Source organism: Pseudomonas sp. CGJS7 (assembly GCF_036961695.1).
Window position 1 is genome coordinate 109,787 of sequence record NZ_JBAMDI010000005.1, and the last position, 26,421, is coordinate 136,207.

Sequence of the window (26,421 nt, forward strand, 5' to 3'; positions counted from 1 at the left end):
GACAAATAACAGCATCAGAAAGAAGGATGTTTCTTATGAGGAAACTGCTCGGCTTGGCAGCGGCTGCTGCCTTTGTTTTGGGGCAAGCGATGTCGGCACAGGCTGCCGATGTTTCGTTTTCGGTGGGGCAGACTGGCGATTCGACAATGGTCTACCGGCTAGGGCTGCAATCGAATTGGGACGCGAGTTGGTGGCAGACCAGCGTTGGTCGGCTGACCGGCTATTGGGATGGGGCCTACACCTACTGGGATGGCGACGAGACCGCGAGCAATCACAGCCTGTCCTTCGCGCCCGTGTTCGTCTATGAATTTGCCGGGGAGTCGGTGAAGCCTTACATCGAAGCCGGCATCGGGGTGGCGGCGTTCTCCAGCACCGAGCTGGAAAGCAACGAGCTGGGTTCGGCGTTCCAGTTCGAGGACCGCATTGGTTTTGGTTTGCGCTTTGCCGGCGGGCATGAGATTGGGGTGCGGGCGATTCACTATTCCAACGCCGGCATCAAAGAGCCCAACGATGGTGTAGAAAGCTACAGCCTGCATTACAGAATGGCGCTCTGAGTTCACCTGCATTCGCGGGCAATGCCCGCTCCTGCCGGAATACCACAGCATTAAAGGTCTGGGTAATCTGCAGGAGCGGGCTTGCCCGCGAAGAAGGTAATGCTGATTTCAGCGGTCAACGCGCCAGCGGCCACAGGCTACTAAGGTCCAGCGTCTCCAGGACCAGTTCGGGTTCTCTCTGAGGCCACCGGCGCAGCAACTCCTCTGCGGCACTGTCGGGCGTCCACGCCTCCGGTATCGCCTGTGCCGACGTTACCGTAACCTTCAACGATTGTGGCCCTACGATGGTCAGTGCTACCCCTTGGTCCTCAAGGGCCTTGCGCTGCTCACGCAGCCATTGCGGCAAGTTGTTCCAGCCCGCAGTCACCTGTGTCGGTGCAAACAGCTGCAACGCCGAATAGCGGTTGAAAAGCCCCATCACCTGGGGCGACTGCCCCTTTGCCAGCAACGGCAGCGCTTTGCTCAGGCAATGCTCTGCGGCCAGCTGGTTGGTGGTGACGATCGCTTCGATCAGCTCACTGTCACTGACATTGTCTGGCAGGTAATCGGTGGTGCCGGTGTTGAGGATCAGCCCGTCCAGCGAACACCAGGCATGGCAAATCTGTTGGCACGCATCGGTGACGTGTTGTTCTTCCTGCAACTGCCACGGCAAACGCAACAATTGGCTGCCGTAGCGTGCCCCCAAATCATCCAGTGCATCGCTATCCTTGCCACTCGCGGCAACGCGATGTCCTTCATCGAGCATCCGCTCCACCAAAGCCAAGCCAAGTCCGTTGCTTGCGCCTGTAACCCAAAAACTACGCGAGTTAATCAAGACGTATCCCCTGATTCTGCCGGCGTGGCAGCCCTTTGAATGCTTCCAGGGCCCGCTGGCGACTGCTGCTGAGATCTACGATTGGACTTAGGTACGAAGTATTACCGAAAAGGTCCGTCGATTTAATGGGTTGATGGATGGCTTTTTCATCGAGCTCCTGTAGTTCCGGTACCCAGTGGCGAATGAACTGACCCTGTGGATCGAAGCGCTGCGACTGTGAAACCGGGTTGAAGATACGGAAATAGGGCACCGCGTCGGTGCCAGTGGACGCACTCCACTGCCAACCCCCATTGTTGGCGGCCAGGTCGCCGTCTATCAGGTGGCGCATGAAGTGCCGCTCTCCCTTGCGCCAGTCAATCAGCAGGTTCTTGCTGAGGAACATGGCCACGACCATGCGCAAGCGGTTGTGCATCCACCCGGTGTGCAGCAGCTGGCGCATGGCGGCATCGATGATCGGGAAGCCGGTGCGGCCCTGCTCCCAGGCCTCCAGGTCTGCCGGGGCGTCACGCCAGGGCAGGGCTTCGGTCTGGGCGCGGAAGGCGCGGTGGCGCGAGACCTGTGGATAACCGCTCAGGATGTGCTTGTAGAACTCACGCCAGAGTAGCTCATTGATCCAGGTCTGCACGCCTGTGCTGCCACTGTCGAACTCGCCCCGGTTGCCGGCCAGTGCACCGTGCAAGCATTGGCGGGGCGAAATCACGCCGGCGGCCAGGTAGGGGGATAGCTGGCTGGTACCAGGCTTGGCAGGCAAGTCGCGCAAGTGGTGGTAGTCGTCGATGGTTTCGTCCAGGAAACGTGACAGGCGGGACTGTGCCTCAGCTTCACCGGCTGGCCAGTGGTCGCGCAGTGCGGGCGTGGTTTTTCCGAACCCCTCTACATGTTGCGGGATCGGGTCGCTGTCGATGTTCAGCGGGGCCTGGCGCTTCACCCGCCGTGCCAGGGCCGGCAGGCTGCGGTGCAGATGCTCAAGGCAGGTCTTCTTGAACTGGCTGAACACCTGGAAGTAATCGCCACTGCGAGTGAGTACGGTGCCCGGACGGAAGAACAGCTGGTCGAGGTGGCTGTGCGCCTGGATGGCCGACTTTTCCAACAGTGCGCGGGTGGCATCATCCCGGCGCTGCTCATTGATGCCGTACTCCTCGTTCCAGTGCACGCTTTGCACCTGATGTTGGCGGCAGATATCGAGCACCGCCTGTGGCGCCTGGTCCCAGGTATCGATTGTGCGGATCAGCAGGGGGATGTTCAGCTTTTCCAGTGATTGGCGCAGGTCATGCAGGTTACGCAGCCAGAAGTCGACTTTGCAGTCGGCATCGTCATGGGCTTGCCATTGTCCGGGGCTGACCAGCCACAGGGCGATGGTCGGGCCGCGTTCGGTAGAGGCGCTGAGTGCAGTGTTGTCATCGATACGCAGGTCGCTGCGCAGCCAGGTCAGGTGCATGGGGGATTTATCTCTACAGGCTGTCGATCATGGGCTTGAAGCACGCGCAATGCCGCCTGCGGGGTGTCGAACAGGAAAAGGTCGGGCAGCTCAAAAGCCTTCAAGCGGGCTTCATGCAGCGCCAGCGTGGCACCGCCCAGCAGCTTGGGGATCGGCAAGCCTTGCAGGGTGCGCAGCAACGCCTTGTCGTCGATGCGTGGCCCCAGGTGCAGGAGTAAGGCGCGTGGTTTGAGCGCGTTGACGGCGCTTAGCAATTGCGGGCCTGCGACGGGCTGCTCGAGCACCTCGACCGGGAAGCCATTGCTGGTGAGTAGCCAAGCGCACAACCATAAGTCCGGGCTGAAGGTGCGTTCGCTGTCTTCGGCCAGCAACACGGCAGGCCCTTGCAGCAGCTGGTTGTCGTGGTACACGCGGGCACCGAGCTTGCTGCGCAGCCAGCTGTGAAAAAACACCTGCTCCAGCCGAGCGTTGAAGTAATTGCGCCAGCGCAGGTCGAGCATGTCGAGTAGCGGCAGCAGCAATTGCTCGCACAGGGTGACCGCCGGGTACAGCGCCATGGCCTGGTTGAGTTGCTGGTCGAGGGCGCGCTGTGAAAGGCCGGCGATGGCTTCGATCAGCTGGAATTGCCGGGCTTGCCAGTCCCCCTTCGGTGGGGTGCTGGCGGGTTTGTCGAGCAACTCGCGGACTTGGCCGACCGACGCGCCACGCTGCAGCCAGGCCAGAACGGCTTCGACGCGTTCGACCTGCTCAAGTGGGTACAGGCGATGCCCCTTGGCGGTGCGCTGCGGCTTGAGCAACCCATACCGGCGCTCCCAGGCGCGCAGGGTGACCGGGTTGACGCCAGTGCGACGGGCAAGTTCGCCGATGGGCAGCAAGTCCTCAGACCGCATTGCGCAAGCCCAGGCTCTCGGGGTGAGGCTGCAGGTAGGCTTGTTGCTGCAGGTAGGGGTCTGGGTGCTTGCGCAAATGGTGTTTGAGCAAGGTTAGTGGCACTACCAGTGGTACCACGCCTTGTTGGTATTGGCCGATGACTGCCTGCAACTCCGCCTTGTCCTGCTGCGTCAGGGCATCCTTGAAGTAGCCGCTCAGGTGCTGCAGCACGTTACTGTGGGTGCCGCGGCTGGCGCAGCGGCGCAGGGCCTGCATCAGCTGGCTGAAATAGCGCGGGCCGATGCTCTGTGGTTCATCAGCCTTGCTCATGCTGCCAAGCAGGCGGCCGAGGGTGCGATAGGCCTGGGGATTGTTGGCCATCAGCAAATACTTGTAGCGCGAATGAAAGCGCACCAGCGCGCCACGGTTCAGGCCCTCGGCCAGCAGGCGCTGCCAGTCGGCGTAGGCGTAAACGCGGCTTATGAAGTTCTCGCGCAGCACAGGGTCATGCAGGCGGCCTTCTTCTTCTACTGGCAGGTCCGGGCGCAATGCGCAGAAAGCCTGGGCATAGACGCCACGGCCACCATGCACGGCCGGGTGGCCGTTGTCCTGATAAACCTTTACCCGTTCCAGGCCGCATGAAGGTGACTTCTGCATGAAGATGTAGCCGCAGATGTCGTCAAGCTCGTTGGCCATCTGCTCACCATAGGTGCGCAGCGGGTCGGTAAGGTCCTTGCCGGGGTCGCGGGTGCCGACCACTTCGGGTTGCTCGGGGTTGCCGACCAGGCGAATCGGGTCGCGCGGGACACCCAGGCCGATTGCCACTTCCGGACACACGGGTAGCCAGTCGAAGTGCTGTTCCAGCTGTTTACGGCACAGGTCGGAGGCCTTGTGGCCGCCGTTGTAGCGCACGCTGTGCCCGGTCAGGCAGGCGCTGATGGCGATACGCGGCTTGCTGTGGGCGGAAGGGTCGTGCATGGCTGCCTCCGAAAATAAACCTGTACGTGACTCGAAACTTGTACAGGTTTATTTCAGCACAGCGCTGAAGTTATGCAAACTAGTATTTTTGTATAGTTCGGCATCACTCAAGGTGTTCGAGCAAGCGCCGCGCTGCTTCCTGGCCACTGAGCCATGCGCCCTCGACGCGGCCGGACAGGCACCAGTCCCCACAGGCGTACAAGCCCTGGTCAGCATCGGCCAGTGCGCCCCACTCATGGTTGCTACTGGGGCGGGCATAGAGCCAGCGGTGGGCCAGGGCGAAGGTGGGCGGGGGGACCACGCAGCCGACCAGCTCGGCGAATTCGCCCCACAGCTGCTCGATCACTTCATCCTTTGGCAGGTCGATGTGTTGCCGGCTCCAGTCTGACGTTGCGTGCAGTACCCAGGTGTCCAGGTGCTCGTCGCGGCCAGGCTTGCTGCGATTGCGGGCCAGCCAGTCCAGCGGGTTGTCCTGCACGAAGCAGCCTTGCATTGGTGTATCCAGCGGTGTCTCGAAGGCAAGGGCGACGGCCCAGGTAGGTTCCATTTGCACGCCAGCGGCCACGGCTGCCAGCTTCGGTGTGGCGGCCAGAAGTGGCGTGGCCTGCGGTGCCGGGACGGCAATGACCACACGGCTGTAGGGGCCGTGGCTGCAACCTTCGGTATCTTGCAGGTGCCAGTACTGCTTGCCGCGAAACACTTCCGCTATGCGGCAGCCGAAATTGACGGTGACGTCCTTGAGCAAGCCGCGGGTAATGGCGCTCATGCGTGGCACGCCCACCCAGCGCGTCTGCTCGTCGGGGGAGGGGGTAAGTTCGCCATCACGGTAGTTGTACAGTTGAGGCTTCCACTGCTCGGCCCAGCCGGCGGCTACCCACTGCTGCACCTGATCGACGAAGCGTCGGTCACGGGCAGTGAAGTACTGTGCGCCCAGGTCGAGCGCGCCGGCTTCGCTGCGCTTGCTGGCCATGCGCCCGCCACTGCCGTGGCCTTTGTCGAACAAGTGCACGAATTGCCCGGCCTTCTGCAAGGCCTGGGCGGCTGACAAACCGGCGATGCCGGCCCCGATGATGGCGATAGGTACTGTCATGATGGCCTCTTCAAACCTTGCTGTGAGCAGACTACGCTGTCAGGCAAACCTGTACAATGCCAAAATTATGTATAAGGTTATTCCGTGTTGGCGGCAGGTTGGCCTATGTTTATCCGAGAGCGTCGGGTCAAAAAAGTGCCTTGCTGTTAAAAATAGACCACCGACGCATTCTGCGAGGACACAGCCATGCATATATTGCTGACAGGTGGCACCGGTTTGATTGGCAAGCATCTGTGCCAGTACTGGCTGGGCCAAGGGCATCGGCTTACGGTTTGGAGCAGGCGTCCTGAACAGGTGGCGAAAATCTGTGGTAGCGGGGTGCGTGGTATCGCGCGCCTGGAGCAGCTGGAGGCCGACGATCATCTTGATGCGGTGGTCAACCTTGCCGGTGCGCCGATTGCCGACAGGCCCTGGACGGCCGCCCGGCGCAACGTGCTGTGGGCCAGCCGTGTCACCCTTACCGAGCAATTGCTGGCTTGGTTGGGCACACGTGAGCAGCGCCCGGAGGTGTTGATCTCCGGCTCTGCGGTAGGTTGGTACGGAGACGGTGGCGAACGCGAACTGACCGAGGCTTCACCCCCGGTGCGTGAAGATTTCGCCAGCCAGTTGTGTATTGCCTGGGAAGAGACCGCCCAGCGTTCGCAAGCGCAGGGAATACGCGTGGTACTGGTCCGTACCGGCCTGGTGCTGGCCAGCGATGGCGGCTTTTTGTCGCGCCTGCGCATGCCCTTCAAACTGGGGCTGGGCGGGCCTTTGGGCAATGGGCGGCAGTGGATGCCCTGGGTTCATATAGATGACCAGGTCGCCCTGATTGATTTTCTCTTGCAGCACAAGGATGCCAGCGGTCCTTATAATGCCTGCGCGCCGGAGCCTGTGCGCAACCGTGAGTTTGCCAGGCGACTGGGCCGCGCCCTGCATCGGCCGGCGCTGTTGCCAGTGCCGGCATTGCTGCTCAAGGCCGGGCTTGGCGAGATGTCCACCTTGCTGCTGGGAGGCCAGCGGGCGCGCCCGGTACGCTTGCTGGAAGCCGGCTTCACCTTCCGCTTCAACGATCTGCAATCGGCGCTGGACAACCTGTCCAGTCGCCTCTGACATAGGACGCTGCATGACCGATCACGCCCTGCTGCTGGTCAACCTGGGTTCCCCGGCCTCCACCTCGGTGGCCGATGTGCGCCGCTACCTCAACCAGTTCCTCATGGACCCGTACGTGATCGACCTGCCGTGGCCGGTGCGGCGCTTGCTGGTGTCGCTGGTCCTGATCAAGCGCCCGGAGCAGTCGGCACATGCCTACGCTTCGATCTGGTGGGAGGAGGGCTCGCCTCTGGTTGTGCTGACCCGTCGCCTGCAGGCCGCGATGGCCGAGCACTGGCCCCATGGCCCGGTGGAAATCGCCATGCGCTACGGCCAGCCGGCCTTGCCTGATGTGTTGGCGCGGCTGGCCGCCCAAGGTGTGCGCAAGGTGACTTTGGCACCGCTTTATCCACAGTTCGCCGACAGCACGGTGACCACTGTGATCGAGCAGGCAAAACAGACGGTCAGTGAGCGCCAGTTACCGTTGCAGATGCGCGTGCTGCAGCCGTTCTACGAGCACCCGGCGTACATCGAGGCGCTGGCAGCCAGCGCTCGGCCGTACCTGGAGCAGGGTTACGACCACCTGCTGCTGAGCTTCCATGGGTTGCCGGAACGGCACCTGAAGAAACTGTTTCCGAAGGGGGTCAAGCACGACCTGCGCGCTGCCCATTGCTGCCACGGTGCAACCGCCGAAGTACGTTCGGTTTGCTATCGCGGGCAATGCCTGGCTACGGCCAAAGCCTTTGCGCAGAGCATGGGCATACCGGATGGCAAATGGTCGGTGTCGTTCCAGTCGCGGCTGGGCCGGGACAAGTGGATCGAACCCTACACCGAGACGCGGCTGGATGAGCTGGCCAAGGCCGGTGTGAAGAAGCTGCTGGTGATGTGCCCGGCGTTTGTGGCGGATTGCATCGAGACCCTGGAAGAGATAGGCATGCGTGGCAGCGAGCAGTTTGTCGAGGCGGGCGGCCAGGAGCTGGTGCTGGTGCCGTGCCTGAATGATCACCCGGAGTGGGTGAGGGTGTTGGCTGATATGTGTGAAAAGGCCTGAATCGAAGGGGCCGCCTTGCGGCCCCTTCCGACCGGTCATACATCCAGCTTCTTGTGCTTCCAGCTGTCATTACCCGGCAGAATCAGGTTCAGGGCGATAGCCACAATGGCGCACAGGGCAATGCCCTTCAGGCCCCAGTCATCCGGGCCGTCACCGCTGCCGATCAGCACGCCGCCGATACCGAACACCAGTGTCACCGAGACGATCACCAGGTTGCGTGCCTCGCCCAGGTCAATCTTGTGGCGGATCATGGTGTTCATGCCCACCGCTGCGATCGAGCCGAACAGCAGGCACAAGATGCCGCCCATCACCGGCACCGGGATGCTCTGCAGCAGCGCGCCGAACTTGCCGATGAATGCCAGGGTAATGGCGAAGACCGCCGCCCAGGTCATGATCTTCGGGTTGTAGTTCTTGGTCAGCATCACCGCGCCGGTCACTTCGGCGTAGGTGGTGTTGGGCGGGCCGCCGAACAGGCCGGCTGCAGTAGTCGCCAGGCCGTCGCCCAGCAACGTCCGGTGCAGGCCAGGCTTTTTCAGGTAGTCACGGCCGGTCACGCTGCCCACTGCGATCACCCCGCCGATATGCTCGATCGCCGGCGCCAGCGCAACCGGGACGATGAACAGAATGGCCTGCCAGTTGAACGCAGGGGCGGTGAAATTGGGAATTTCCAGCCACGGTGCGGCAGCGATCCTGGCGGTGTCGACCACGCCAAAGGCGAACGACAGGGCAAAGCCCACCAGCACGCCGGAGATGATGGGTACCAGGCGGAAAATGCCCTTGCCGAATACGGCAACGATCAAGGTTGTCAGCAGCGCTGGCATCGAGATCAGCATGGCCGTCTTGTACGGCATCAGTGCCGTACCGTCCCCACCTTTGCCCATCGCCATGTTGGCGGCGATCGGTGCCATGGCCAGGCCGATGGAGATGATCACCGGGCCGATCACCACCGGCGGTAGCATGCGGTCGATGAAACCGGTGCCTTTGATTTTTACCATCAGCCCCATGAAGGTGTACACGAAGCCGGCAGCCATTACGCCACCCATGGTCTCGGCAAGGCCGAACTGGCCTTTGGCGAGGATGATCGGCGTGATGAAGGCAAAGCTCGAGGCCAGGAACACCGGTACCTGACGTCCGGTGACCAGCTGGAATAGCAGGGTGCCGATGCCGGCGGTGAACAGCGCGACGTTCGGGTCGAGGCCGGTGATCAGGGGCATCAGCACCAGCGCGCCGAATGCCACGAAGAGCATCTGCGCGCCCGAAACGACCTGGCGCCAGAGCGGGTCGTTGAAGCCGTCCTGCATGGTCAGGCGTCCTTTTGCTTGGTGCCGAAGATCTTGTCACCGGCATCACCCAGGCCTGGCACGATGTAGCCGTGCTCGTTCAGGCGCTGGTCGATCGAGGCGGTGTAGATCTTCACGTCCGGGTGGGCTTTTTCCACCACCTCGATGCCTTCTGGCGCGGCGACCAGCACCATGGCGCGAATCTCTTTGCAGCCGGCCTTTTTCAGCAGGTCGATGGTGGCAACCATCGAGCCGCCGGTGGCCAGCATCGGGTCGATGATCAGGGCCAGGCGCTGGTTGATGTCCGGCGCGAGCTTTTCCAGATAGGTGTGGGCTTCGAGGGTTTCTTCGTTTCGGGCAACGCCGACGGCGCTGACCTTGGCACCCGGGATCAGGCTGAGCACGCCGTCGAGCATGCCGATGCCGGCGCGCAGGATCGGTACTACGGTGATCTTCTTGCCGGCGATTTTTTCAACCGAGACCTTGCCACACCAGCCGTCGATCTCGTAGGTTTCGAGGGGCAGGTCCTGGGTGGCTTCATACGTCAGGAGCGCGCCGACTTCCTGGGCGAGTTCGCGAAAATTCTTGGTGCTGATATCGGCACGGCGCATCAGGCCAAGCTTGTGGCGGATCAGCGGATGGCGGATCTCACGAGTGGGCATAGGGGAGGGCTCCGAAAGGCGGGCAAAAAAACCGCGCTAGATTAATCTATTCAGCCTGTGCTGTCGTCTGGTCATTCTGGACGTTAGTCCATAAATGCTTGATCTGTGACGAGCGGATGCGTACCTTTGCCCGCTTTTCCAAAATGCCCCCCGGAGCGCGCCATGTCCGCCGATCTCGAGCATATCCGTCAAGTCATGCATGAAGCTGACTGCCTGTACACCGAAGCCGAAGTCGAAGCGGCCATCGCCAAAGTCGGCGAGCAGATCTGCAAGGACCTGCACGACAAGAACCCGGTTGTGTTCTGCGTGATGAACGGTGGCCTGATCTTTTCCGGCAAACTGCTGACCCACCTGCAGTTCCCGCTGGAAGCCTCGTACCTGCACGCTACCCGCTACCGCAACCAGACCAGCGGCGGCGAGCTTTTCTGGAAGGCCAAGCCGGAAGTGTCGTTCATCGACCGTGACGTGTTGATCGTTGACGATATCCTCGACGAAGGCCACACCCTCAGCGCCATCATCGAGTTTTGCAAGCATGCCGGCGCCCGCTCGGTGTACACCGCTGTGCTGATCGACAAGGACCACGACCGCAAGGCAAGCCCTGACCTCAAGGCCAACTATGTGGGCCTGCCTTGTGTCGATCGCTATATCTTCGGTTACGGCATGGACTACAAAGGTTACTGGCGCAACGCTAACGGCATCTTCGCCGTAAAGGGGCTGTAACCGTGCGCCAGCCTGCGTTCATCGACCAATCGCTGTTCGCCGGGCTGGCCGAAAAGGCCGCTGCCAACCCGCGCGGGCGGCAGCACCATAACTTTCACGCTATGGAAGAGCCCTGCCACCGCATGGCCGTCGGGCTGCAACCGAGCACCTACATTCCGCCGCATCGCCATTTGAGCGCCGACAAGGCTGAAACCTTGATAGCGCTCAAGGGGCGTTTTGGCCTGTTGATCTTCGATGAACAAGGCGCGGTGACTGACAAGCGGGTGCTGCAGGCCGGTGGCGACTGTCTGGGTGTGGATCTGGCACCTGGTACCTACCATGGCTTGGTCGTGCTGGAGCCTGACAGCATCCTGTTCGAGTGCAAGGCTGGGCCATACCGACCAGTGGGCGAGGGCGAGCACGCACACTGGGCACCGCGCGAGGGTGAGGCCGGCGTGGCCGATTACCAGGCCTGGATGCGCGCGCAGTTCGATTGATATCGGCTGCACCCGGCATGCTAGAGTGCTCCTTCATACAAGGAGCCTCACATGCGTGCGATTCTTCCCCTCCTGCTGGCGGTCAGCCTGCCGCTCGCTGCCGCACCGCTGCACAGTCAGTTCCTGCCTCCTGATGACCAGTCCCTGCGCCAGGAAGCACCGACCAGCCAGCAATTGCTGCAAGTGACTGACTATTCGGTGGTTGTAGGGGCCCAGCGCCAGTCCGATCAGCAGCCGATCCCGATCACATCGTCGTTGCAGGTGCGCCTGAAGGGCAAGCCGCTGAGCAAGGGTGCGACCATTGCCCAGGTGCTGCTGACGTTCGATGGTGAAGCGGCCAAAAGCCTGAAAAAGCCTGTGTATGACGCTAAAACCCGCACCTTGAGCCTGAATTACCCGGTCAGCAACTACCGGGTGGTCATGGACCTGCTGCGTAACGAAACCCTGTACGTGCAGTTTCTGACTTATGGCAACGGCCACATCTGGGCCGACTTGCACACCGGGACGGTACGTACGCGTTGAGGCGCGAAGCCTGCGGGGGGTAAACTGCCGGCCTTCGAAATTCCGTGATGGTCCAGTTGGAGTCGGCAATGCGTAAAGACAAGAAACAGGTAATCGGTGACGAAATCAGCGACGACTACATCAAGTCGTTCCTTCAGTTCGAGCCGGCCGATGGTGTGACTTCGCCGTCGCTGCACAAGCTGGTCAAGGCCTACCGTGGCCTGCGCGTGGACGACTTCGAGCGCTTTGTAGGCTTCTTCGTCGAAGCTGGCCTGGACCTGGACGGCAAGGACGAGCACGGCAAGACCTTCGTCGAGCAGATTGCCGACCAGCGCAATGCCCCTGAGTACATCGAGATCATCGATAAAGCCCGCGGCTGATCTGTAGCCAGTGCCGGCCTCTTCGCGGGCGCGCCCGCTCCCACAGGAGTCGCGTCGCACCTGCGGGCATTACCGAACCTGTGGGAGCGGGCATGCCCGCGAAGAGGCCGGTACAGGCTGATCAAGCGCCAGGCACAAAAAACGCCCCGAGGGGCGTTTTTGCGTTTCAGACCGGCTTAAGCGTAATGCTTGGCCGCCGGGCTGCTCTCTGCCAGATCCAGCGCCGCGTCGTTATCGGCACTGATCTTGTGGTACAGCGCAGCATCGGTTGCCAGGGTCTTCTCGCGAGCCGGGAAGATTTCCTTGAGCTTGGCAGCCCAGGCGCCCTTGGCCTGCTCGGGGAAGCAGCGCTCGATCAGTTCCAGCATGATCGATACGGTTACCGAGGCACCTGGCGATGCGCCGAGCAGTGCTGCCAGGCTGCCGTCCTGGGCCGAGACCAGCTCGGTACCGAACTGCAGCACGCCGCCTTTTTTCGGGTCTTTCTTGATGATCTGCACGCGCTGACCCGCCACTTCCAGGCGCCAGTCCTCGGCCTTGGCCTGCGGATAGAAACGACGCAGGGCTTCCAGACGCTGCTCCATCGACTGCATCACCTCGCTGACCAGGTACTTGGTCAGGTCCATGTTGTCGCGGGCCACGGCCAGCATCGGGCCGATGTTGCCCATGCGCACCGACAGCGGCAGGTCCATCAGCGAGCCGTGCTTGAGGAACTTGGTAGTGAAACCGGCATACGGGCCGAACAGCAGCGAAGTCTTGCCGTCCACGACGCGTGTGTCCAGGTGCGGCACCGACATCGGCGGGGCGCCGACAGCGGCCTGGCTGTAGACCTTGGCCTGGTGCTGCTTGACGATTTCCGGGTTGTCGCAACGCAGCCACTGGCCGCTCACAGGGAAGCCGCCGAAACCTTTGCTTTCCGGGATGCCGGACAACTGCAGCAGCGGCAGGGCCGCGCCGCCGGCGCCGAGGAAGACGAAGCGGGCGTCGACTTCACGGCTGCCGCCGCTGTTGACGTCCTTGATGCTCACGGTCCAGCCGCTGCCGTTACGGCGCAGGCCGACAACCTTCTTGCTGTACTTGACCTGCGCGTCCGGCGAGTCGCCCAGCAGCTTGAGCAGCTTGTTGGTCAGTGCGCCGAAGTTGACGTCGGTGCCTTTGGCCACACGGGTAGCGGCGATGTGCTGGTCGGCCGGGCGGCCAGGCATCATCAGCGGCATCCAGTCGTTCATCACGGCCTTGTCTTCGGTGTATTCCATCTCGGCGAAGGCGTGGTGCTGCTTGAGCAGCTCGAAGCGCTTCTTGAGGAAGGAAACACCCTTGTCACCCTCGACGTAACTCAGGTGCGGGACAGGGTTGATGAAGGCACGCGCCGAGCCGAAGTTGCCCTTCTTGGTCAGGTAGGCCCAGAACTGGCGCGAAACCTCGAACTGGGTGTTGATGTGCACGGCCTTCTTGATGTCGATGCTGCCATCGGCGGCCTGCGGCGTGTAGTTCAGCTCGCACAGGCCGGCGTGGCCGGTGCCTGCGTTGTTCCAGGGGTTGGAGCTTTCCGCGGCCCCGGAGTCCATCGCCTCGACGACCTCAAGCTTCAGGGTCGGGTCAAGCTCCTTGAGCAGTACGGCCAGGGTGGCACTCATGATGCCCGCGCCTACCAGTACCACATCAACCGATTCGTTCTGCGCCATTTAACGCGTCTCCACAATCTACAGCTACCTAATTGACAGCATAGGACCTGGGTTTGCCAGGGTCGCCATGTCCGACTTTTCGCAGTTCTTGCAACTTCCGCGGACACCGCCGATCAGTCTTCGGGTTCGTGTATTGAACGCCGTTTGCCACAGGTGCGGCAATTCGACTTATGGTCAAGGTGTCGTGCGTGCGTTATGGAACGGTTCAGACACTCATACGGGATGAGCGCATCTGCCGCCTGTTCAGGGCTGTTCGGGACACATCTGCCGCTTTTGCACATGCCAGACTGTTCATTTGCTCGCCACACTCTTGTGAAGTTGTGAAAACCGTTTTTTCACGCTCTTTTGGAGACGTGAACCTCAAAAGGGGACTGCGCGATGGCAACCCGCAGGTTCATGCAGTGTGAAGGGCCGGAAAAAGCAGGCACGACAGCCGATGCAAGACCTGAGTGGAAGGCTCTCTGTGGGCGAAGCGGTGAAGTTGCCGGGGTCAATCGGCGAGTGCGGGGCCCGATCAGGAGACGTCCTTATAATCGGGGGGAGATTATAGCGATGTCGCGGGCAGAAATGTCGCCATTCGTGGTTTTTATTGCAGCGTTTGTCAGGCAGCGAGGAGGCGCTGGTGCCAACGGCGGTTTGCGCGGGCGCAAACCCGGGCTTCGATGGGCAGCTCGCGGCCCAGCCAGGCCAGCTGAATTTCGCTGATCTGCACCCAGTCGATGCCGCTTGGTGCCTGGCTGCATTGCTTGAACGCCAGGCATTTGCCATCAGCGTCAAGGCGGGCATAAGCGTTGTAGCGCGGCCGTTGGAAGAGCTGAGTCCAGAGCGAGGTCATGGCGGCGAGTCCTTTGCGTTAGGGCTTGGCGCAAGGATAAGGGTGTGGCGATGAAACGATTGTGACAAGCGGGCCGGGCCGATGACTGGTCTGTACCTGGCTAGGTATACTGTGGGCCTTTGCCGCATTTTCTGGAGAAACGCGCATGTTGCAACGTCTGTTGTTCGGTTTGATCGCCGTGGCCAGCCTTAGCCTGGTCGGTTGTGCCCACAGCCCGCAACAACTCAACCCGCAACCCACGCTCAAGGCCCAGCTGGCCCCGGTCGGTCATGGCCAGCCGGTGGTGGTCCGGGTAGTTGATGGCCGGCCTTCGCAGTCCCTGGGTACCCGCGGTGGCATGTACCCCGAGACCAGCACCATCAGCGTCAGCGGTAATGACGTGGTGCCCAAGCTGCAGGCTCAGGCTGAAGCGGCTGTGCGCCTGCTCGGCTTCACCCCGACCCCGAACGCCGGCAATGCACCGCAGCTGACCGTGACCCTGGCCGAGCTGAAGTATCAGTCGCCGAAAGACAACCTTTACGTGACCGAGGCCACCATCGGCGCCACCTTCCGCGCTGATGTGACCAATGGCGGCCGCCGTTACAGCGGCCGTTATGGCGCTTCGCTGGACCAGCGTTTCGGCATGGCGCCGAACCAGGACACCAACACCCAGCTGGTGGGTGATGTGCTGAGCGATGCCCTGACCCGCCTGTTCAAGGACCCGAGCATCGGGCAGGTGCTGGGTCAGTAAGCTTCAGGTGGTGCAAGAAAACCCGCTGCCTGAGGGACAGGCAGCGGGTTTTTTGTTGTCTGGCCGGTACAGATCTACGCCGCTTCTATGTGGAAATCCAGCAAGCTGAACCCAGTGCCGGCATCCACTTCGGGCAAGTCCTCATGCACATGTCCACCAAGCGCACAGTAGACCAGCCACTGGCGGTCCTGCACATTGATGGCAAAACCATCGATCAGCGCCTGTTGTTCATCGCTCTGGGCAACGAGGTAGAGGCGGTCCTGGTTTTCGGCGTGCAACATGAAAAAGCTCCGGGTCATCAAAAGGTCGACAGGGTCGCCTGAATGGATGACGAGCGGATGACAGATGAAATTTAACGACAGTTTGTCGCCAAGGCCGGGCGCCACGGTGCGACTTGGGTAGAATGCTGGCCTTTGCCACTGCTCACACCGAGGTTGCGTGATGTCCTTGCAAGTGCTCTGGGGGTTCCTGGCCGCCCATCCCACCAAGCTGATCAACCTGCTGGCGTTGCTGCTGACCTGCCCGGGCGGTTTGCTGCTGCACAGTGCGCGGCGGCGCGAGGCCGAAACCCGCGAGTACATGGCAGTAGACGACGGGGTAGTGGACGCTTTCGACCTTCGGGTGCCGAAATACTTCTACATTCTGGGCTTTTCGTGCCTGGCGATGGCGCTGCTGCTGTCCTGGTTCAGCACCTGGATCTGAGCACCATCGGGGCTGCAACGCAGCCCCAAACCTGATCAGGCTACAGGTGCCTGCTGCCTGACCTGATACTGGTTGCGCACCGGCGTCGCATACTGCAACACCAGGTACGGCCGCTGCTCTTGCGGGCAGGCATCCAGGCGCCGTTGCCATTCTTCCTTGGCCTTGGCCAGCTCATCCGCCGGGAACACCTTCTCGGCGCTTGGCACTTGCAGGGCTTCGTCCTTGCCTTCCCACATCGCATACGCCAGGTAATGCACCGGGAACAGTCGGTAGCCCCCCAGAATCTGCCGGTCAATCTCTGCCGCCAGCTGTTTTGTGTCTTCGTGGTACTCGGTTACCGGCGGCGCGAAGTTGATGTGGACTCGGCCCTTGTAGCCGGTAATGCCTTTGGCAATGCTGTTGTCATCTTCGCCCGGCGCCTTCTTGTAGGTGCCGGTAGTGGCGCGGATGTACAGCTCGCGGGCCTTGGCTTGGTCGCACGGGTCGTATTCGTAGCTGATCGACACCGGGGTCAGGTTCAGGCTCTGGATCACTGCACCGAACGGTTCGTCCTTGCGGCTCATGTGGAACATCTTGAGGATCGCCGAGTCGGTACGGTCGTCACCGTCCTTGGCCCGGCCTTCGGCCTGGGCGATCCAGATCGAGGTGGCATCGTTGCGGATCGAGTGGTTGATGTAAGCCGACAGCAGTTGGTAAGCAGCCAGTTTTTCGCGCCGCCCGCTGATCGAACGGTGCACGATGAAGCTCTTGTTCAGGCGCATCATGTCGCTGACAAAGGGCTTTTGCAGCAAATTGTCGCCAATGGCGATGCGCGGCGTGGGCAGGCCGGCGTGGTACACCGCATAGTTGACGAAGGCCGGGTCCATGACGATGTCACGGTGGTTGGCCAGGAACAGGTAGGCGGTGCCGGCCTTGAGCTGTTCCACTCCCGAGTAGGTGACGCCGTCGGTGGCGCGATCGATGGTCTGGTCGACGTAGTACTCGACTTTGTCCTGCAAGGTCGAGACACAGGTAACACCGGCGAATTCCTTGCGCAGGCGGCGTGCGATCAAGGGCTTGAGCAACCAGCCGAGAGCGCCGGCCGCCCGTGGAAAGCGGAAGTGGGTGAGGATATCGAGGAATGCCGGGTCGCTGAGCAGGCGTGCCAGAACGGCAGGGACCTCAGCGTCGTCGTACGGTCGGATGGCATCGAATTCGCCCATCATGCTCTCTTGTTGGAAACGGCTAGGGTAATAAGGTAGGGACGGGCTCCGAAAAACGGCTCGGACGCACACAGACCCTGTAAACAGACCGGCAATTATACGCATAAGTCACTGCGGAGGCCGCGATGCTGGAAACCGACTTCTATGATTGCCCTTATTGTGGCGAACGTGTGGAAACTACCGTCGATCTGTCTGCGGGCGACCAGGTTTATACCGAGGATTGCCAGGTGTGCTGCCAGCCTGTGGTGTGCATTCTGCAGGTGCATGGTGACGAATGGATGCTTGAAGTCCGCCGCGAGGACGACACCTGATGCAGCGTATCTACGAACCGGAAAGCCTGCTCGAGGCGCAAATGCTGGCAGGCATGCTTGCCAGCGAGGGGATCGATGTACACGTGGTCGGCCGTGACCTGGTCGGTGCCGCTGGCGAGCTGCCCTTGCAGGGCCTGCTGGGGCTCGTCGTGGCTGATGAGCAGGCCGAATGCGCACGGCAGCTGATCGATGCGTACAATGATGCCCAGCCACTGGTTGGCGACGAACCGGAGAATGTCCCCGGTACCTTGATCTGCTAGGTTCTGAATTCGCCCATGTGTGGACGTTATGCCCTGTTTCGCTGGCCCCAGGCCCTTGCCAGTCTGCCGGGCTTTCCCGTCGGCCAGCCGGCCCAATGGAATATATCGCCTGGGGCGTCGGTGCTGATCCAGCGTCAGCTTGACGGCCAGCAGCAACTGGCCAAGGCGCGCTGGGGGTTGACCCCGGCCTGGCTCACCGACCTGTCCCGCACCCCTGCCCATGCCCGCGCCGAAACGCTGGCCGAACAACCGATGTTTCGCGATGCATTTCGTCAGCGTCGCTGCCTGATGCCGGCCAACGGCTTTTACGAATGGCGTGGCAGCGTGCGCAAACGCCCGTACTGGTTGACCCCGGGGGAGGGCGCGTCGCTGTACTTTGCGGCGGTATGGGAGGCCTATCCGGTGCAGGACCAGGTATGGCTGAGTTGCGCGGTGGTGACCCAGGCGGCCATGAATCAGCGTCGGCCGCTCATCCTCGACGAAGCGGGGCAGGCGGCCTGGCTTGACCCGGACACGCCGATTACCCGCTTGCACGAGCTGCTGGCCAGCCCACCGGCGACGCTGCGTGAGCGGGCCTTGGCCAATTTCGTCAATGACCCGAAGCTGGATGCGCCGGAGTGTCTTACCCCTGCTTGATGGGGGGCTGTGTCGGCCCTTTCGCGGGCAAGCCCGCTCCTACAATGATCGTGTTACCCCTGCTATAGGAGCGGGCAAGCCTGCTCATACCCACGGTCGTGTTACCCCTGTAGGAGCGGGCTTGCCCGCGAAGAGGCCGGATCAGGCGACGAAAATCTTCCCTGCGGCTATGGCAGCCACTGGCGACTCGGCCTAGGATACGGCGCATGTGGATAGGGAGTGTTTTCATGCGTAAGTCTTTTGTCGTCAGCCTGCTGAGCGCTGGCATTCTGTTGGCCGGCTGCCAGGCTGTGAATACCACCAGCGGCGGTGCTGTTGGCGTCGAGCGCCAGCAGTACATGTTCAGCATGCTCTCGACCGATGAGGTCAACCAGATGTACGCGCAGTCGTATCAGCAGACCCTGGGTGAAGCATCGAGCAAGGGTGTGCTCGACAAGTCCAGCGCCGATGCCAAGCGTGTGCAGGCAATTGCCAGCCGCCTGATCGCCCAGGCGCCCAAATTCCGCCCGGATGCCGCGCAGTGGGACTGGGAAGTCAACGTGATCAAGAGTGACGAACTGAACGCCAACTGCGGCCCGGGCGGCAAGATCATCGTCTACACCGGGCTGATCGATCAGCTCAAACTCACCGATGCGGAAATTGCCGCAGTGGTGGGGCACGAGATTGCCCACGCCTTGCGCGAGCATAGCCGCGAGGCCATGTCCAAGGCATACGGTGTGGAAATGGCTCGCCAGGGCGCCGGTGCCATCTTTGGCCTCGGCCAGAGCAGCATGGCCATGGCCGACACGGTGGTGAACTACGCCATGACCTTGCCCAACAGCCGGGCCAACGAAAACGAAGCCGACCTGATTGGCCTGGAGCTGTCGGCCCGTGCCGGCTACGACCCGAATGCCGCGATCACCCTGTGGAACAAGATGAGCAAGGCTTCCGAAGGTGCACCGCCTGAGTTCATGAGTACTCACCCGGCGTCCGCGAGCCGCATTGCTTCGCTGCAGGCGGCGATTCCGAAGGTGATGCCGCTGTATCAGGCTGCAGCCAAGCCGTAAATGCCTGAATCCAGGGGCTGCATGGCAGCCCCTGATGTGCCCTTTACCCAATCCAGCCACTGGCCTTCATTGCCGAATAGACGGCCACGATCGCCAGTACGAAGAACGCCGTTGCCGCCAGGCGGCGAATCAGCGTCAACGGCAGTTTGTCAGCCGCGAAGTTACCCGCCAGTACCACCGGCACGTTGGCAATCAGCATACCCAGGGTAGTGCCGATAATGACCATGATCAGGTGCGGATACTGCGCCGCCAGCATCACGGTAGCGACCTGGGTCTTGTCACCGATTTCGGCCAGGAAGAACGCAATCAGTGTCGTCAGGAATGGCCCGAAACGGCGAGCCGGGTTCTCGTCGTCATCCATCTTGTCCGGTACCAGCGTCCACAGTGCGGTGGCCGTAAAGCTCGCAGCCAGGATCCAGTGCAGGGCCGAATCGCTGAAGAAGCTGCCGACCCACGCCCCCACGGCACCGGCTGCGGCATGGTTGGCCAAGGTGGCGGCGATGATGCCGGCGATGATCGGCCAGGGTTTGCGGAAGCGGGCAGCGAGAATGAGTGCGAGCAGTTGCGTCTTGTCGCCGATCTCGGCCAAGGCAACGATAGCGGTGGGGACCAACAGTGATTCCAGCATCAGGATTCCTACGGGGGCGGGTCGACACGGCTATGACACGTACAGCCTCCCCGCCCCGGGTAAGGTGTGCGTGTCATAGGTCTTGTCAAACCCTCGATCCGTCTATGCGGATCTCGCCATGCAGGCGTGCATGGTGGGTCGCACGCGCCATGGTCTGTGGACCAAGTATGTTGACGCGTACCGGGCGAGCTGGGTGCTCGCGGGAGACTACTCCCCTAGGACGGTGCGGATTCTGCCTAGGCAAAACGCTTTCGGCAAGCGCTGTTTTTTATCCGCGAGTTGCCTGGTAGATGCGGAAACCGTCGGCCTCGTCACGTACCTGGCAGTTGCCCAATGCCCCTTCGATCAGTGGCTGGTAGCGCAGGAAACTGTTGGCGACCAAGCGCATTTCGCCACCTTTTCGCAGATGAACGGCCGATTTTTTCAGCAAGTTTTCCGAAGCCTGATAGTTGGTATGAACGCCGGTGTGGAATGGCGGGTTGCTCAGGATAAGGCTCAGTTCGGTAGGGGCGGCGTCGATGCCATCGCCGCTGATCACTTCGCCTTCCAGGCCGTTCGCAGCCAGTGTCAGGCGGCTGGCGGCCACGGCGAAGGCATCCACGTCCAGCAAGGTCACCCGGCTTTGTGGGTAACGGCGTTTGAGCGTGGCACCCAGTACCCCGGCACCGCAGCCAAAGTCCAGCATGTGGCCACCGGGCAGTCCGTCAAGATGCTTCAGGAGCAGGGCCGTACCTCGGTCGAGTCGGCCATGGCTGAATACCCCAGGCAGGCTGACCACCTGCAACGGGCCGTCTTCGAGGGCCAGCTCGAAGCGCTCGGCCAGGCTTTCCAGCGATTTTGCCTGCGGTGCCTGGTCGATGGTCACTTGCCACAGCTGGCAGTGCCGGGCGCTGTCGAGTTTGCGTGGCTTGCCAAAGGCCTGCAGCTGCTTGGCCGCGCCCTCGATGCCACCGCGCTTCTCGCCGACCAGGTACAGCTCGCGGCCAGCCAGGCGCGATGCCAGGGCGTTGAGCAGATAGGCGGCCAGCTCGCGGGATTTGGGCAGAAACAGCACGGCGCTGTCGAATGCTGCTTCAGGGGCCTCGACGCCGTAATGGCTGCGGCCTGCGAAGCGGCTTTCGAGCATGGCCTGATCGCCGGCATGCCAGGTCCAGGCCTGGGCCTTAGGCAACTGGCCGAGCAGGTCGTCGGCGGGGGCGCCGGCAATCAGCAGCGGCCCCTGAAACAGCTCTGCCTGACGGAGCAACACTTCACTGCGCGGGTCCATGGACGACGTCTCCTGGAAAAAAGTGGCGCAGTGTAGCAGAGGCGGGCGCCTGGCTCAGCTGACCACGCGGCGTGGCTGCCCGGCGAAGAAGGCCTGGGCGTTCTCGCTGAGCTGGCCGACGATGCGCTGGCGCGACTCCACGGCACCCCAGGCGCTGTGCGGGGTGATGATCAGGCGCGGGATGCCGGGCTCCAGCAGCGGGTTGCCGTTGACCGGCGGCTCCACGCTCAGCACGTCGGTCGCCGCGCCGCCCAGGTGACCACCGCGCAGGGCATCGGCCAACGCCTGTTCGTCGATCAGGCCGCCACGGGCGGTGTTGACCACCAGCGCGTTGGGCTTGAGCAGGGCCAGTTCGCGGGCACCGAGCATATGCCGGGTGTGCTCGTTCAGTGGGCAGTGCAGGGTCAGGGCATCGACTTGCGGCAGCAACTCGTCCAGCGGCAGCCGGTCGGCGCGCTCCGGGCGGCCAGGGATCTGCCCGCTCAGTACACGCATACCGAAGGCTTCGGCCAGCCTCGCCACTGCGCCGCCCAGTTCGCCGTGGCCGAGCAGGCCGAGGGTTTTGCCCTCCAGTTCGACGATAGGAAAGTCCAGCAGGCAGAACTGGCTGGCCTTGGCCCACTGGCCATCGGCCACCGCCTGGTTGTAGTCGCACAGCCGAGTGGCCAGGGCCAACAGCAGGGCCAGGGTATGCTGGGCGACAGACGGCGTGCCGTAGCCCTGGCAGTTGCACACGGTGATGCCCTGGGCGCGAGCGGCGGCCAGGTCGACATTGTTGGTGCCGGTGGCGGCCACCAGGATCAGCTTCAGTTGCGGGTTGGCGGCCAGGGTTGCGGCGTCGAGCATGACCTTGTTGCTGACCACTGCCACGGCGCCCTGCAAGCGTTCCGCGACCTGTTCCGGGCGGGTGGCGGCGAACAGTTCGAACTGGTCGAACTGCTGCTTCAGGGGCGAAAGGTCGAGGTCGCCAAGGTCCAGGGACTGGTGATCGAGAAACACGGCGCGACGCGGGCTGGGCATGAAGATCTCCGGTGGCAGGGAGGGATAAGGGCATAGTGGCCATTTGCGGGCATGCCCGCGCCCACAAGGTCACCACAACCCTTGCAGGAGCGGGCTTGCCGGCGAAGAGGCCCTCGGCTTCGGCGCAAACCTGAAGCCGCCGCCGCAGTGTCTAGCTCAACCTTGCTGCCCGTCAACGCCCGCCACTCATACCTCTGCCGCGCAAATCATTCCTTCGGCTGATTTGGCCGTCACATTGGCGAACTACAGTAAACCCAGACTTGTCCGGCCCGCTTTTCAGAAAAGGGATCCCCATGTTGCAGACACGCATCATCAAGCCCGCCGAGGGCGCCTATGCCTATCCATTGCTGATCAAGCGCCTGCTGATGTCCGGCAGCCGCTATGAAAAGACCCGCGAAATCGTCTACCGCGACCAGATGCGGCTGACGTATCCACAGCTCAACGAGCGCATTGCCCGCCTGGCCAATGTGCTGACCGAGGCCGGGGTCAAGGCCGGTGACACCGTGGCGGTGATGGACTGGGACAGCCATCGCTACCTGGAATGCATGTTCGCCATCCCGATGATCGGCGCTGTGGTGCACACCATCAATGTGCGCCTGTCGCCCGAACAGATCCTCTACACCATGAACCATGCCGAAGACCGCGTGGTGCTGGTCAACAGCGACTTCGTCGGCCTGTACCAGGCCATCGCCGGGCAGCTGACCACTGTCGACAAGACCCTGCTGCTGACCGATGGCCCGTACAAGACTGCCGAACTGCCCGGTCTGGTCGGCGAGTATGAGCAGCTGCTGGCTGCTGCCAGCCCGCGCTACGACTTCCCGGATTTCGACGAGAACTCGGTGGCCACTACCTTCTACACCACTGGCACCACCGGTAACCCCAAGGGCGTGTATTTCAGTCACCGCCAGCTGGTGCTGCACACCCTGGCCGAGGCCTCGGTCACCGGCAGTATCGACAGCGTGCGCCTGCTGGGCAGCAACGACGTTTACATGCCCATCACCCCGATGTTCCACGTGCATGCCTGGGGCATCCCCTACGCTGCCACCATGCTCGGCATGAAGCAGGTGTACCCAGGGCGCTACGAGCCGGACATGCTGGTCAAGCTTTGGCGTGAAGAGAAGGTCACCTTCTCCCACTGCGTACCGACCATCCTGCAGATGCTGCTCAACTGCCCGAACGCCCAGGGGCAGGACTTCGGCGGCTGGAAGATCATCATCGGCGGCAGCTCGCTCAACCGTTCGCTGTACCAGGCCGCCCTGGCGCGCGGCATCCAGCTGACCGCCGCGTATGGCATGTCGGAAACCTGCCCGCTGATCTCCGCGGCACACCTGAACGATGAACTGCAGGCCGGCAGCGAGGATGAGCGCGTCACTTACCGTATCAAGGCCGGTGTGCCGGTGCCGTTGGTCGAAGCGGCCATCGTCGACGGCGAAGGCAACTTCCTGCCCGCCGATGGTGAAACCCAGGGCGAGCTGGTACTGCGTGCGCCGTGGCTGACCATGGGCTACTTCAAGGAACCGGAGAAGAGCGAGGAGCTGTGGCAGGGCGGCTGGCTGCACACCGGTGACGTCGCCACCCTCGACGGCATGGGCTACATCGACATCCGCGACCGCATCAAGGATGTGATCAAGACCGGTGGCGAGTGGGTTTCCTCGCTCGACCTGGAAGACCTGATCAGTCGCCACCCGGCCGTGCGCGAAGTGGCGGTGGTGGGGGTGGCCGACCCGCAGTGGGGTGAGCGCCCGTTTGCCCTGCTGGTGGCACGTGACGGCCACGATATCGACGCCAAGGCGCTGAAGGAACACCTCAAGCCATTCGTCGAGCAAGGTCATATCAACAAGTGGGCGATTCCAAGCCAGATCGCCCTTGTTACTGAAATTCCCAAGACCAGTGTCGGCAAGCTCGACAAGAAACGCATTCGCCAGGACATCGTCCAGTGGCAGGCCAGCAACAGCGCGTTCCTTTCCACGTTGTAACCCTTGTGCGGGTCGCGCACGTCAGAGCGTGACCCGCATGCTAGAGAGCCCGCCGCCTTGCCAAACGACAGAAATGCGCCATCCTTGAGCACTACCAGCCCGCAACCGAAGCAAAACTGCAGCGAGTTGGTGGCATGGAGCGCAAATCACACTTTAGAGGGATCAAGCGCCTGTGCCTGCTGGCTATAGTCGGGGCCAGGGGATTTTCAGGAATGGGGGAGGGCGACATGCGCAAGCTGTGTCGCCGCAGGTGCAAGCCTGCAATCCGGTCGCTCGGGCCGTTCTTGAAAGGACTCACTGCCATAACAAAAAAGTACATGGAGTAGCGTCGATGAAATCTGCAAACCTGTTCTGGCGCCGGGCCAAGCTGCCCTTGGCCGTCAGCCTTGCTTCCACGCTCGCAAGTCCTGCTTTCGCTGTCAGTTTCAACATTGGTGAAATCGAAGGCCAGTTCGACTCGTCGCTCTCCATCGGCGCCAGCTGGTCGACGGCCAACCCCAACAAGAACCTGATAGGGGTGAACAACGGCGGCAAGGGCCTGTCACAGACATCCGACGATGGCCACCTGAACTTCAAGAAGGGCGAAACTTTCTCCAAGATCTTCAAGGGCATTCATGACCTGGAGCTCAAGTACGGCGACACCGGTGTGTTCGTGCGCGGCAAGTACTGGTACGACTTCGAACTGAAGGACGAAAACCGCGAGTTCAAGGACATCAGCGACTCCAACCGCAAGGAAGGCGCCAAGTCGTCCGGGGCCGAGCTGCTCGACGCCTTTGTCTACCACAACTACTCCATCGGTGATCAGCCTGGCTCGGTGCGTTTTGGCAAGCAGGTAGTGAGCTGGGGCGAAAGTACCTTCATCGGCGGCGGCATCAACTCGATCAACCCCATCGACGTGTCGGCGTTCCGCCGTCCCGGGGCCGAGATCAAGGAAGGCCTGATTCCGGTCAACATGTTCTACATCTCGCAGAGCCTGACCGACAACCTGTCGGCCGAGGCCTTCTACCAGCTCGAATGGGACCAGACGGTCGTCGACAACTGCGGCACCTTCTTCTCCCAGCCGGACATCATCGCCGACGGCTGTACCGACAACTTGCGCGTGCTCAATAGCAGCCGCACGGTGCCGGGCGCTGCGCAGCAGTTCCTCGCCACGCGGGGCGTGGACATCAACGAAGAGGGTGTGATGGTGCGCCGTGGTGCCGACCGCGATGCGCGTGACAGTGGCCAGTTCGGTGTGGCCATGCGCTATATGTTCGAGCCGTTGGACACGGAGTTCGGCGCCTACTTCATGAATTACCATAGCCGTGCACCCATCTTCAGTGCCACAGGGGCCCCGCCGTCCGTGTTCGCCGGGCTGAGCGCCCTGCCTGCGCAGCTGCGCGCATTGGCGCCTCTGATCGTGGCGGGTAATTCCGAGTACTTTGTGGAATACCCCGAGGACATCCGCCTTTATGGCTTGAGTTTCTCCACCACGTTACCCACTGGCACCGCCTGGAGCGGCGAAGTCAGCTACCGCCCCAATGCGCCAGTGCAGCTCAATACCACGGATATCCTGTTCGCCGGTGTCCGTCCAATTGGCGGCGCGTTGAGCAACGCATCGTTGCTGACCGGTACGCCGGGGCAAGACCTGCATGGGTATCGCCGTAAGGAGATCACCCAGTTCCAGACCACCCTGACCCATTTCTTCGACCAGGTGATGGGTGCCAGCCGGATGACTGTAGTCGGTGAAGTGGGTGTTACCCATGTCGGCGGCCTGGAGAATGCCCACGATACCCGCTACGGTCGCGACCCGGTGTTCGGCCCAGGTCCGTTGCCATCCACCGGTGGCGCCGATACCTGCCAGGCGCTCAATGGCAGCACCATCGCCGGCGCCGGTGCGGGGGCGTCCACCGCCAACCTGAACCGCAAATGCGAGAACGACGGCTACACCACCAGCACTTCCTGGGGTTACCGCGGCCGTGTCATCTGGGACTACAACGACGTATTCGCGGGTATCAACCTGAAGCCGAGCGTGGCCTGGTCGCATGACGTGTCCGGTTATTCGCCTGGCCCTGGCGCCAACTTCGAGGAAGGCCGCAAGGCTGTCAGCCTGGGCCTGGACGCCGAGTACCAGAACACCTATACGGCGAGCCTGTCGTACACCAACTTCTTCGACGGCAAGTACAGCACCGTGGATGACCGCGACTTCGTCGCCCTCAGCTTCGGCGTGAACTTCTAAGCATACAGATCCAGGACGAC

Annotated in this window: 29 protein-coding genes and 1 riboswitch; of the genes, 15 read left to right on the top strand and 14 right to left on the bottom strand. The window is 62.1% G+C overall.

Annotated features, from left to right (window positions below):
* The first annotated feature begins 35 nt into the window (after positions 1-35).
* The gene (locus V7787_RS05545; RefSeq protein WP_003247385.1) at positions 36-554 is read left to right on the top strand and encodes an acyloxyacyl hydrolase; all 519 of its coding nucleotides are present in this window, start codon (positions 36-38) and stop codon (positions 552-554) included.
* A gap of 115 nt (positions 555-669) precedes the next feature.
* On the opposite strand, the gene V7787_RS05550 is transcribed toward V7787_RS05545, so the two are convergent.
* From V7787_RS05550 to V7787_RS05570, 5 genes are all read right to left on the bottom strand, one after another.
* On the bottom strand, positions 670-1,368 hold the full coding sequence (locus V7787_RS05550) for an SDR family oxidoreductase (RefSeq protein WP_064490927.1): 699 nt from the start codon (positions 1,366-1,368) through the stop codon (positions 670-672).
* Entirely contained in the window at positions 1,361-2,806 is a 1,446-nt protein-coding gene (gene phrB, locus V7787_RS05555; protein ID WP_198748412.1) for a deoxyribodipyrimidine photo-lyase, read from the bottom strand. Before phrB ends, V7787_RS05550 begins: the two co-directional genes overlap by 8 nt.
* Complete coding sequence (locus V7787_RS05560; protein ID WP_198748413.1) at positions 2,797-3,696, bottom strand: MerR family transcriptional regulator; 900 nt, start codon at positions 3,694-3,696, stop codon at positions 2,797-2,799. The genes phrB and V7787_RS05560 overlap by 10 nt, the downstream gene beginning before the upstream one ends.
* Positions 3,686-4,654, bottom strand: coding sequence for a YbgA family protein (locus V7787_RS05565; RefSeq protein ID WP_010951986.1), 969 nt, complete (start codon positions 4,652-4,654; stop codon positions 3,686-3,688). The genes V7787_RS05560 and V7787_RS05565 overlap by 11 nt, the downstream gene beginning before the upstream one ends.
* Positions 4,655-4,757: 103 nt before the next feature.
* The gene (locus tag V7787_RS05570; RefSeq protein ID WP_336086348.1) at positions 4,758-5,744 is read right to left on the bottom strand and encodes an NAD(P)/FAD-dependent oxidoreductase; all 987 of its coding nucleotides are present in this window, start codon (positions 5,742-5,744) and stop codon (positions 4,758-4,760) included.
* Between the two features lie 186 nt (positions 5,745-5,930).
* Here V7787_RS05570 and V7787_RS05575 point away from each other — a divergent pair, with 186 nt between their 5' ends.
* Positions 5,931-6,836, top strand: coding sequence for a TIGR01777 family oxidoreductase (locus tag V7787_RS05575; protein ID WP_010951988.1), 906 nt, complete (start codon positions 5,931-5,933; stop codon positions 6,834-6,836).
* Positions 6,837-6,849: 13 nt separating this feature from the next.
* Positions 6,850-7,866 carry a ferrochelatase gene (hemH, locus tag V7787_RS05580; RefSeq protein ID WP_336086350.1) on the top strand — a complete coding sequence of 339 codons (1,017 nt, stop codon included), beginning with the start codon at positions 6,850-6,852 and terminating at the stop codon, positions 7,864-7,866.
* A 35-nt stretch (positions 7,867-7,901) separates the two neighbouring features.
* On the opposite strand, the gene V7787_RS05585 is transcribed toward hemH, so the two are convergent.
* Complete coding sequence (locus tag V7787_RS05585; RefSeq protein ID WP_003247369.1) at positions 7,902-9,167, bottom strand: uracil-xanthine permease family protein; 1,266 nt, start codon at positions 9,165-9,167, stop codon at positions 7,902-7,904.
* A gap of 2 nt (positions 9,168-9,169) precedes the next feature.
* Positions 9,170-9,808: a uracil phosphoribosyltransferase gene (upp, locus tag V7787_RS05590; protein ID WP_003247366.1), complete on the bottom strand. Its 639-nt coding sequence runs from the start codon at positions 9,806-9,808 to the stop codon at positions 9,170-9,172.
* Between the two features lie 162 nt (positions 9,809-9,970).
* On the opposite strand from upp, the gene V7787_RS05595 reads away from it, so the two are divergent.
* The 4 genes from V7787_RS05595 (at position 9,971) to V7787_RS05610 (ending at position 11,885) form a co-directional block, all read left to right on the top strand.
* Positions 9,971-10,528: a hypoxanthine-guanine phosphoribosyltransferase gene (locus V7787_RS05595; RefSeq protein WP_010951990.1), complete on the top strand. Its 558-nt coding sequence runs from the start codon at positions 9,971-9,973 to the stop codon at positions 10,526-10,528.
* A gap of 2 nt (positions 10,529-10,530) precedes the next feature.
* Positions 10,531-11,004 carry a WbuC family cupin fold metalloprotein gene (locus V7787_RS05600; protein WP_010951991.1) on the top strand — a complete coding sequence of 158 codons (474 nt, stop codon included), beginning with the start codon at positions 10,531-10,533 and terminating at the stop codon, positions 11,002-11,004.
* 51 nt (positions 11,005-11,055) lie between these two features.
* Complete coding sequence (locus tag V7787_RS05605; RefSeq protein ID WP_003247361.1) at positions 11,056-11,526, top strand: hypothetical protein; 471 nt, start codon at positions 11,056-11,058, stop codon at positions 11,524-11,526.
* A gap of 68 nt (positions 11,527-11,594) precedes the next feature.
* Positions 11,595-11,885, top strand: a complete 291-nt coding sequence (locus V7787_RS05610) for a PA4642 family protein (RefSeq protein ID WP_003247360.1) — start codon at positions 11,595-11,597, stop codon at positions 11,883-11,885.
* A gap of 176 nt (positions 11,886-12,061) precedes the next feature.
* Here the strand turns inward: V7787_RS05610 and mqo are convergent, their stop codons facing one another.
* A complete protein-coding gene (gene mqo, locus V7787_RS05615; protein ID WP_010951993.1) occupies positions 12,062-13,570 on the bottom strand; it encodes a malate dehydrogenase (quinone) in 1,509 nt (502 codons plus the stop codon).
* Positions 13,571-14,171: 601 nt separating this feature from the next.
* Positions 14,172-14,405, bottom strand: coding sequence for a hypothetical protein (locus V7787_RS05620; protein WP_014589680.1), 234 nt, complete (start codon positions 14,403-14,405; stop codon positions 14,172-14,174).
* A gap of 145 nt (positions 14,406-14,550) precedes the next feature.
* On the opposite strand from V7787_RS05620, the gene V7787_RS05625 reads away from it, so the two are divergent.
* Complete coding sequence (locus V7787_RS05625) at positions 14,551-15,135, top strand: YajG family lipoprotein (protein ID WP_010951995.1); 585 nt, start codon at positions 14,551-14,553, stop codon at positions 15,133-15,135.
* Between the two features lie 74 nt (positions 15,136-15,209).
* On the opposite strand, the gene V7787_RS05630 is transcribed toward V7787_RS05625, so the two are convergent.
* The gene (locus V7787_RS05630) at positions 15,210-15,416 is read right to left on the bottom strand and encodes a hypothetical protein (protein WP_003247353.1); all 207 of its coding nucleotides are present in this window, start codon (positions 15,414-15,416) and stop codon (positions 15,210-15,212) included.
* Between the two features lie 160 nt (positions 15,417-15,576).
* Here V7787_RS05630 and V7787_RS05635 point away from each other — a divergent pair, with 160 nt between their 5' ends.
* Positions 15,577-15,837 (top strand): hypothetical protein, encoded by a 261-nt coding sequence (locus tag V7787_RS05635; protein ID WP_020192888.1) that lies wholly within the window; start codon positions 15,577-15,579, stop codon positions 15,835-15,837.
* Positions 15,838-15,872: 35 nt separating this feature from the next.
* Here V7787_RS05635 and V7787_RS05640 read toward each other — a convergent pair whose 3' ends face one another.
* Positions 15,873-17,042, bottom strand: a complete 1,170-nt coding sequence (locus V7787_RS05640) for a 1-acyl-sn-glycerol-3-phosphate acyltransferase (protein WP_014589682.1) — start codon at positions 17,040-17,042, stop codon at positions 15,873-15,875.
* Between the two features lie 122 nt (positions 17,043-17,164).
* Between V7787_RS05640 and V7787_RS05645 the strand changes: the two genes are divergently transcribed.
* The 4 genes from V7787_RS05645 to V7787_RS05660 all read left to right on the top strand — a co-directional run bounded on the left by V7787_RS05645 (position 17,165) and on the right by V7787_RS05660 (position 19,292).
* Entirely contained in the window at positions 17,165-17,350 is a 186-nt protein-coding gene (locus V7787_RS05645) for a CPXCG motif-containing cysteine-rich protein (protein WP_010951999.1), read from the top strand.
* Positions 17,350-17,610 carry a putative signal transducing protein gene (locus V7787_RS05650; RefSeq protein ID WP_020192887.1) on the top strand — a complete coding sequence of 87 codons (261 nt, stop codon included), beginning with the start codon at positions 17,350-17,352 and terminating at the stop codon, positions 17,608-17,610. Before V7787_RS05645 ends, V7787_RS05650 begins: the two co-directional genes overlap by 1 nt.
* A gap of 15 nt (positions 17,611-17,625) precedes the next feature.
* A complete protein-coding gene (locus tag V7787_RS05655) occupies positions 17,626-18,246 on the top strand; it encodes an SOS response-associated peptidase (RefSeq protein ID WP_064490774.1) in 621 nt (206 codons plus the stop codon).
* Positions 18,247-18,473: 227 nt separating this feature from the next.
* Positions 18,474-19,292, top strand: a complete 819-nt coding sequence (locus V7787_RS05660) for a M48 family metallopeptidase (protein ID WP_020192885.1) — start codon at positions 18,474-18,476, stop codon at positions 19,290-19,292.
* 43 nt (positions 19,293-19,335) lie between these two features.
* Here V7787_RS05660 and V7787_RS05665 read toward each other — a convergent pair whose 3' ends face one another.
* From V7787_RS05665 to V7787_RS05675, 3 genes are all read right to left on the bottom strand, one after another.
* On the bottom strand, positions 19,336-19,920 hold the full coding sequence (locus V7787_RS05665; RefSeq protein WP_003247342.1) for a TMEM165/GDT1 family protein: 585 nt from the start codon (positions 19,918-19,920) through the stop codon (positions 19,336-19,338).
* 87 nt (positions 19,921-20,007) lie between these two features.
* A riboswitch (yybP-ykoY riboswitch) is annotated at positions 20,008-20,148 on the bottom strand.
* A 40-nt stretch (positions 20,149-20,188) separates the two neighbouring features.
* Positions 20,189-21,187, bottom strand: a complete 999-nt coding sequence (locus V7787_RS05670; RefSeq protein ID WP_198747997.1) for a class I SAM-dependent methyltransferase — start codon at positions 21,185-21,187, stop codon at positions 20,189-20,191.
* Between the two features lie 54 nt (positions 21,188-21,241).
* Positions 21,242-22,207, bottom strand: a complete 966-nt coding sequence (locus V7787_RS05675) for a 2-hydroxyacid dehydrogenase (RefSeq protein WP_010952003.1) — start codon at positions 22,205-22,207, stop codon at positions 21,242-21,244.
* Between the two features lie 293 nt (positions 22,208-22,500).
* Here V7787_RS05675 and V7787_RS05680 point away from each other — a divergent pair, with 293 nt between their 5' ends.
* Positions 22,501-24,183, top strand: coding sequence for a fatty acid--CoA ligase (locus V7787_RS05680; protein ID WP_336086380.1), 1,683 nt, complete (start codon positions 22,501-22,503; stop codon positions 24,181-24,183).
* Positions 24,184-24,514: 331 nt separating this feature from the next.
* Positions 24,515-26,401, top strand: coding sequence for a DUF1302 domain-containing protein (locus tag V7787_RS05685; protein WP_064490772.1), 1,887 nt, complete (start codon positions 24,515-24,517; stop codon positions 26,399-26,401).
* Positions 26,402-26,421: the final 20 nt, after the last annotated feature.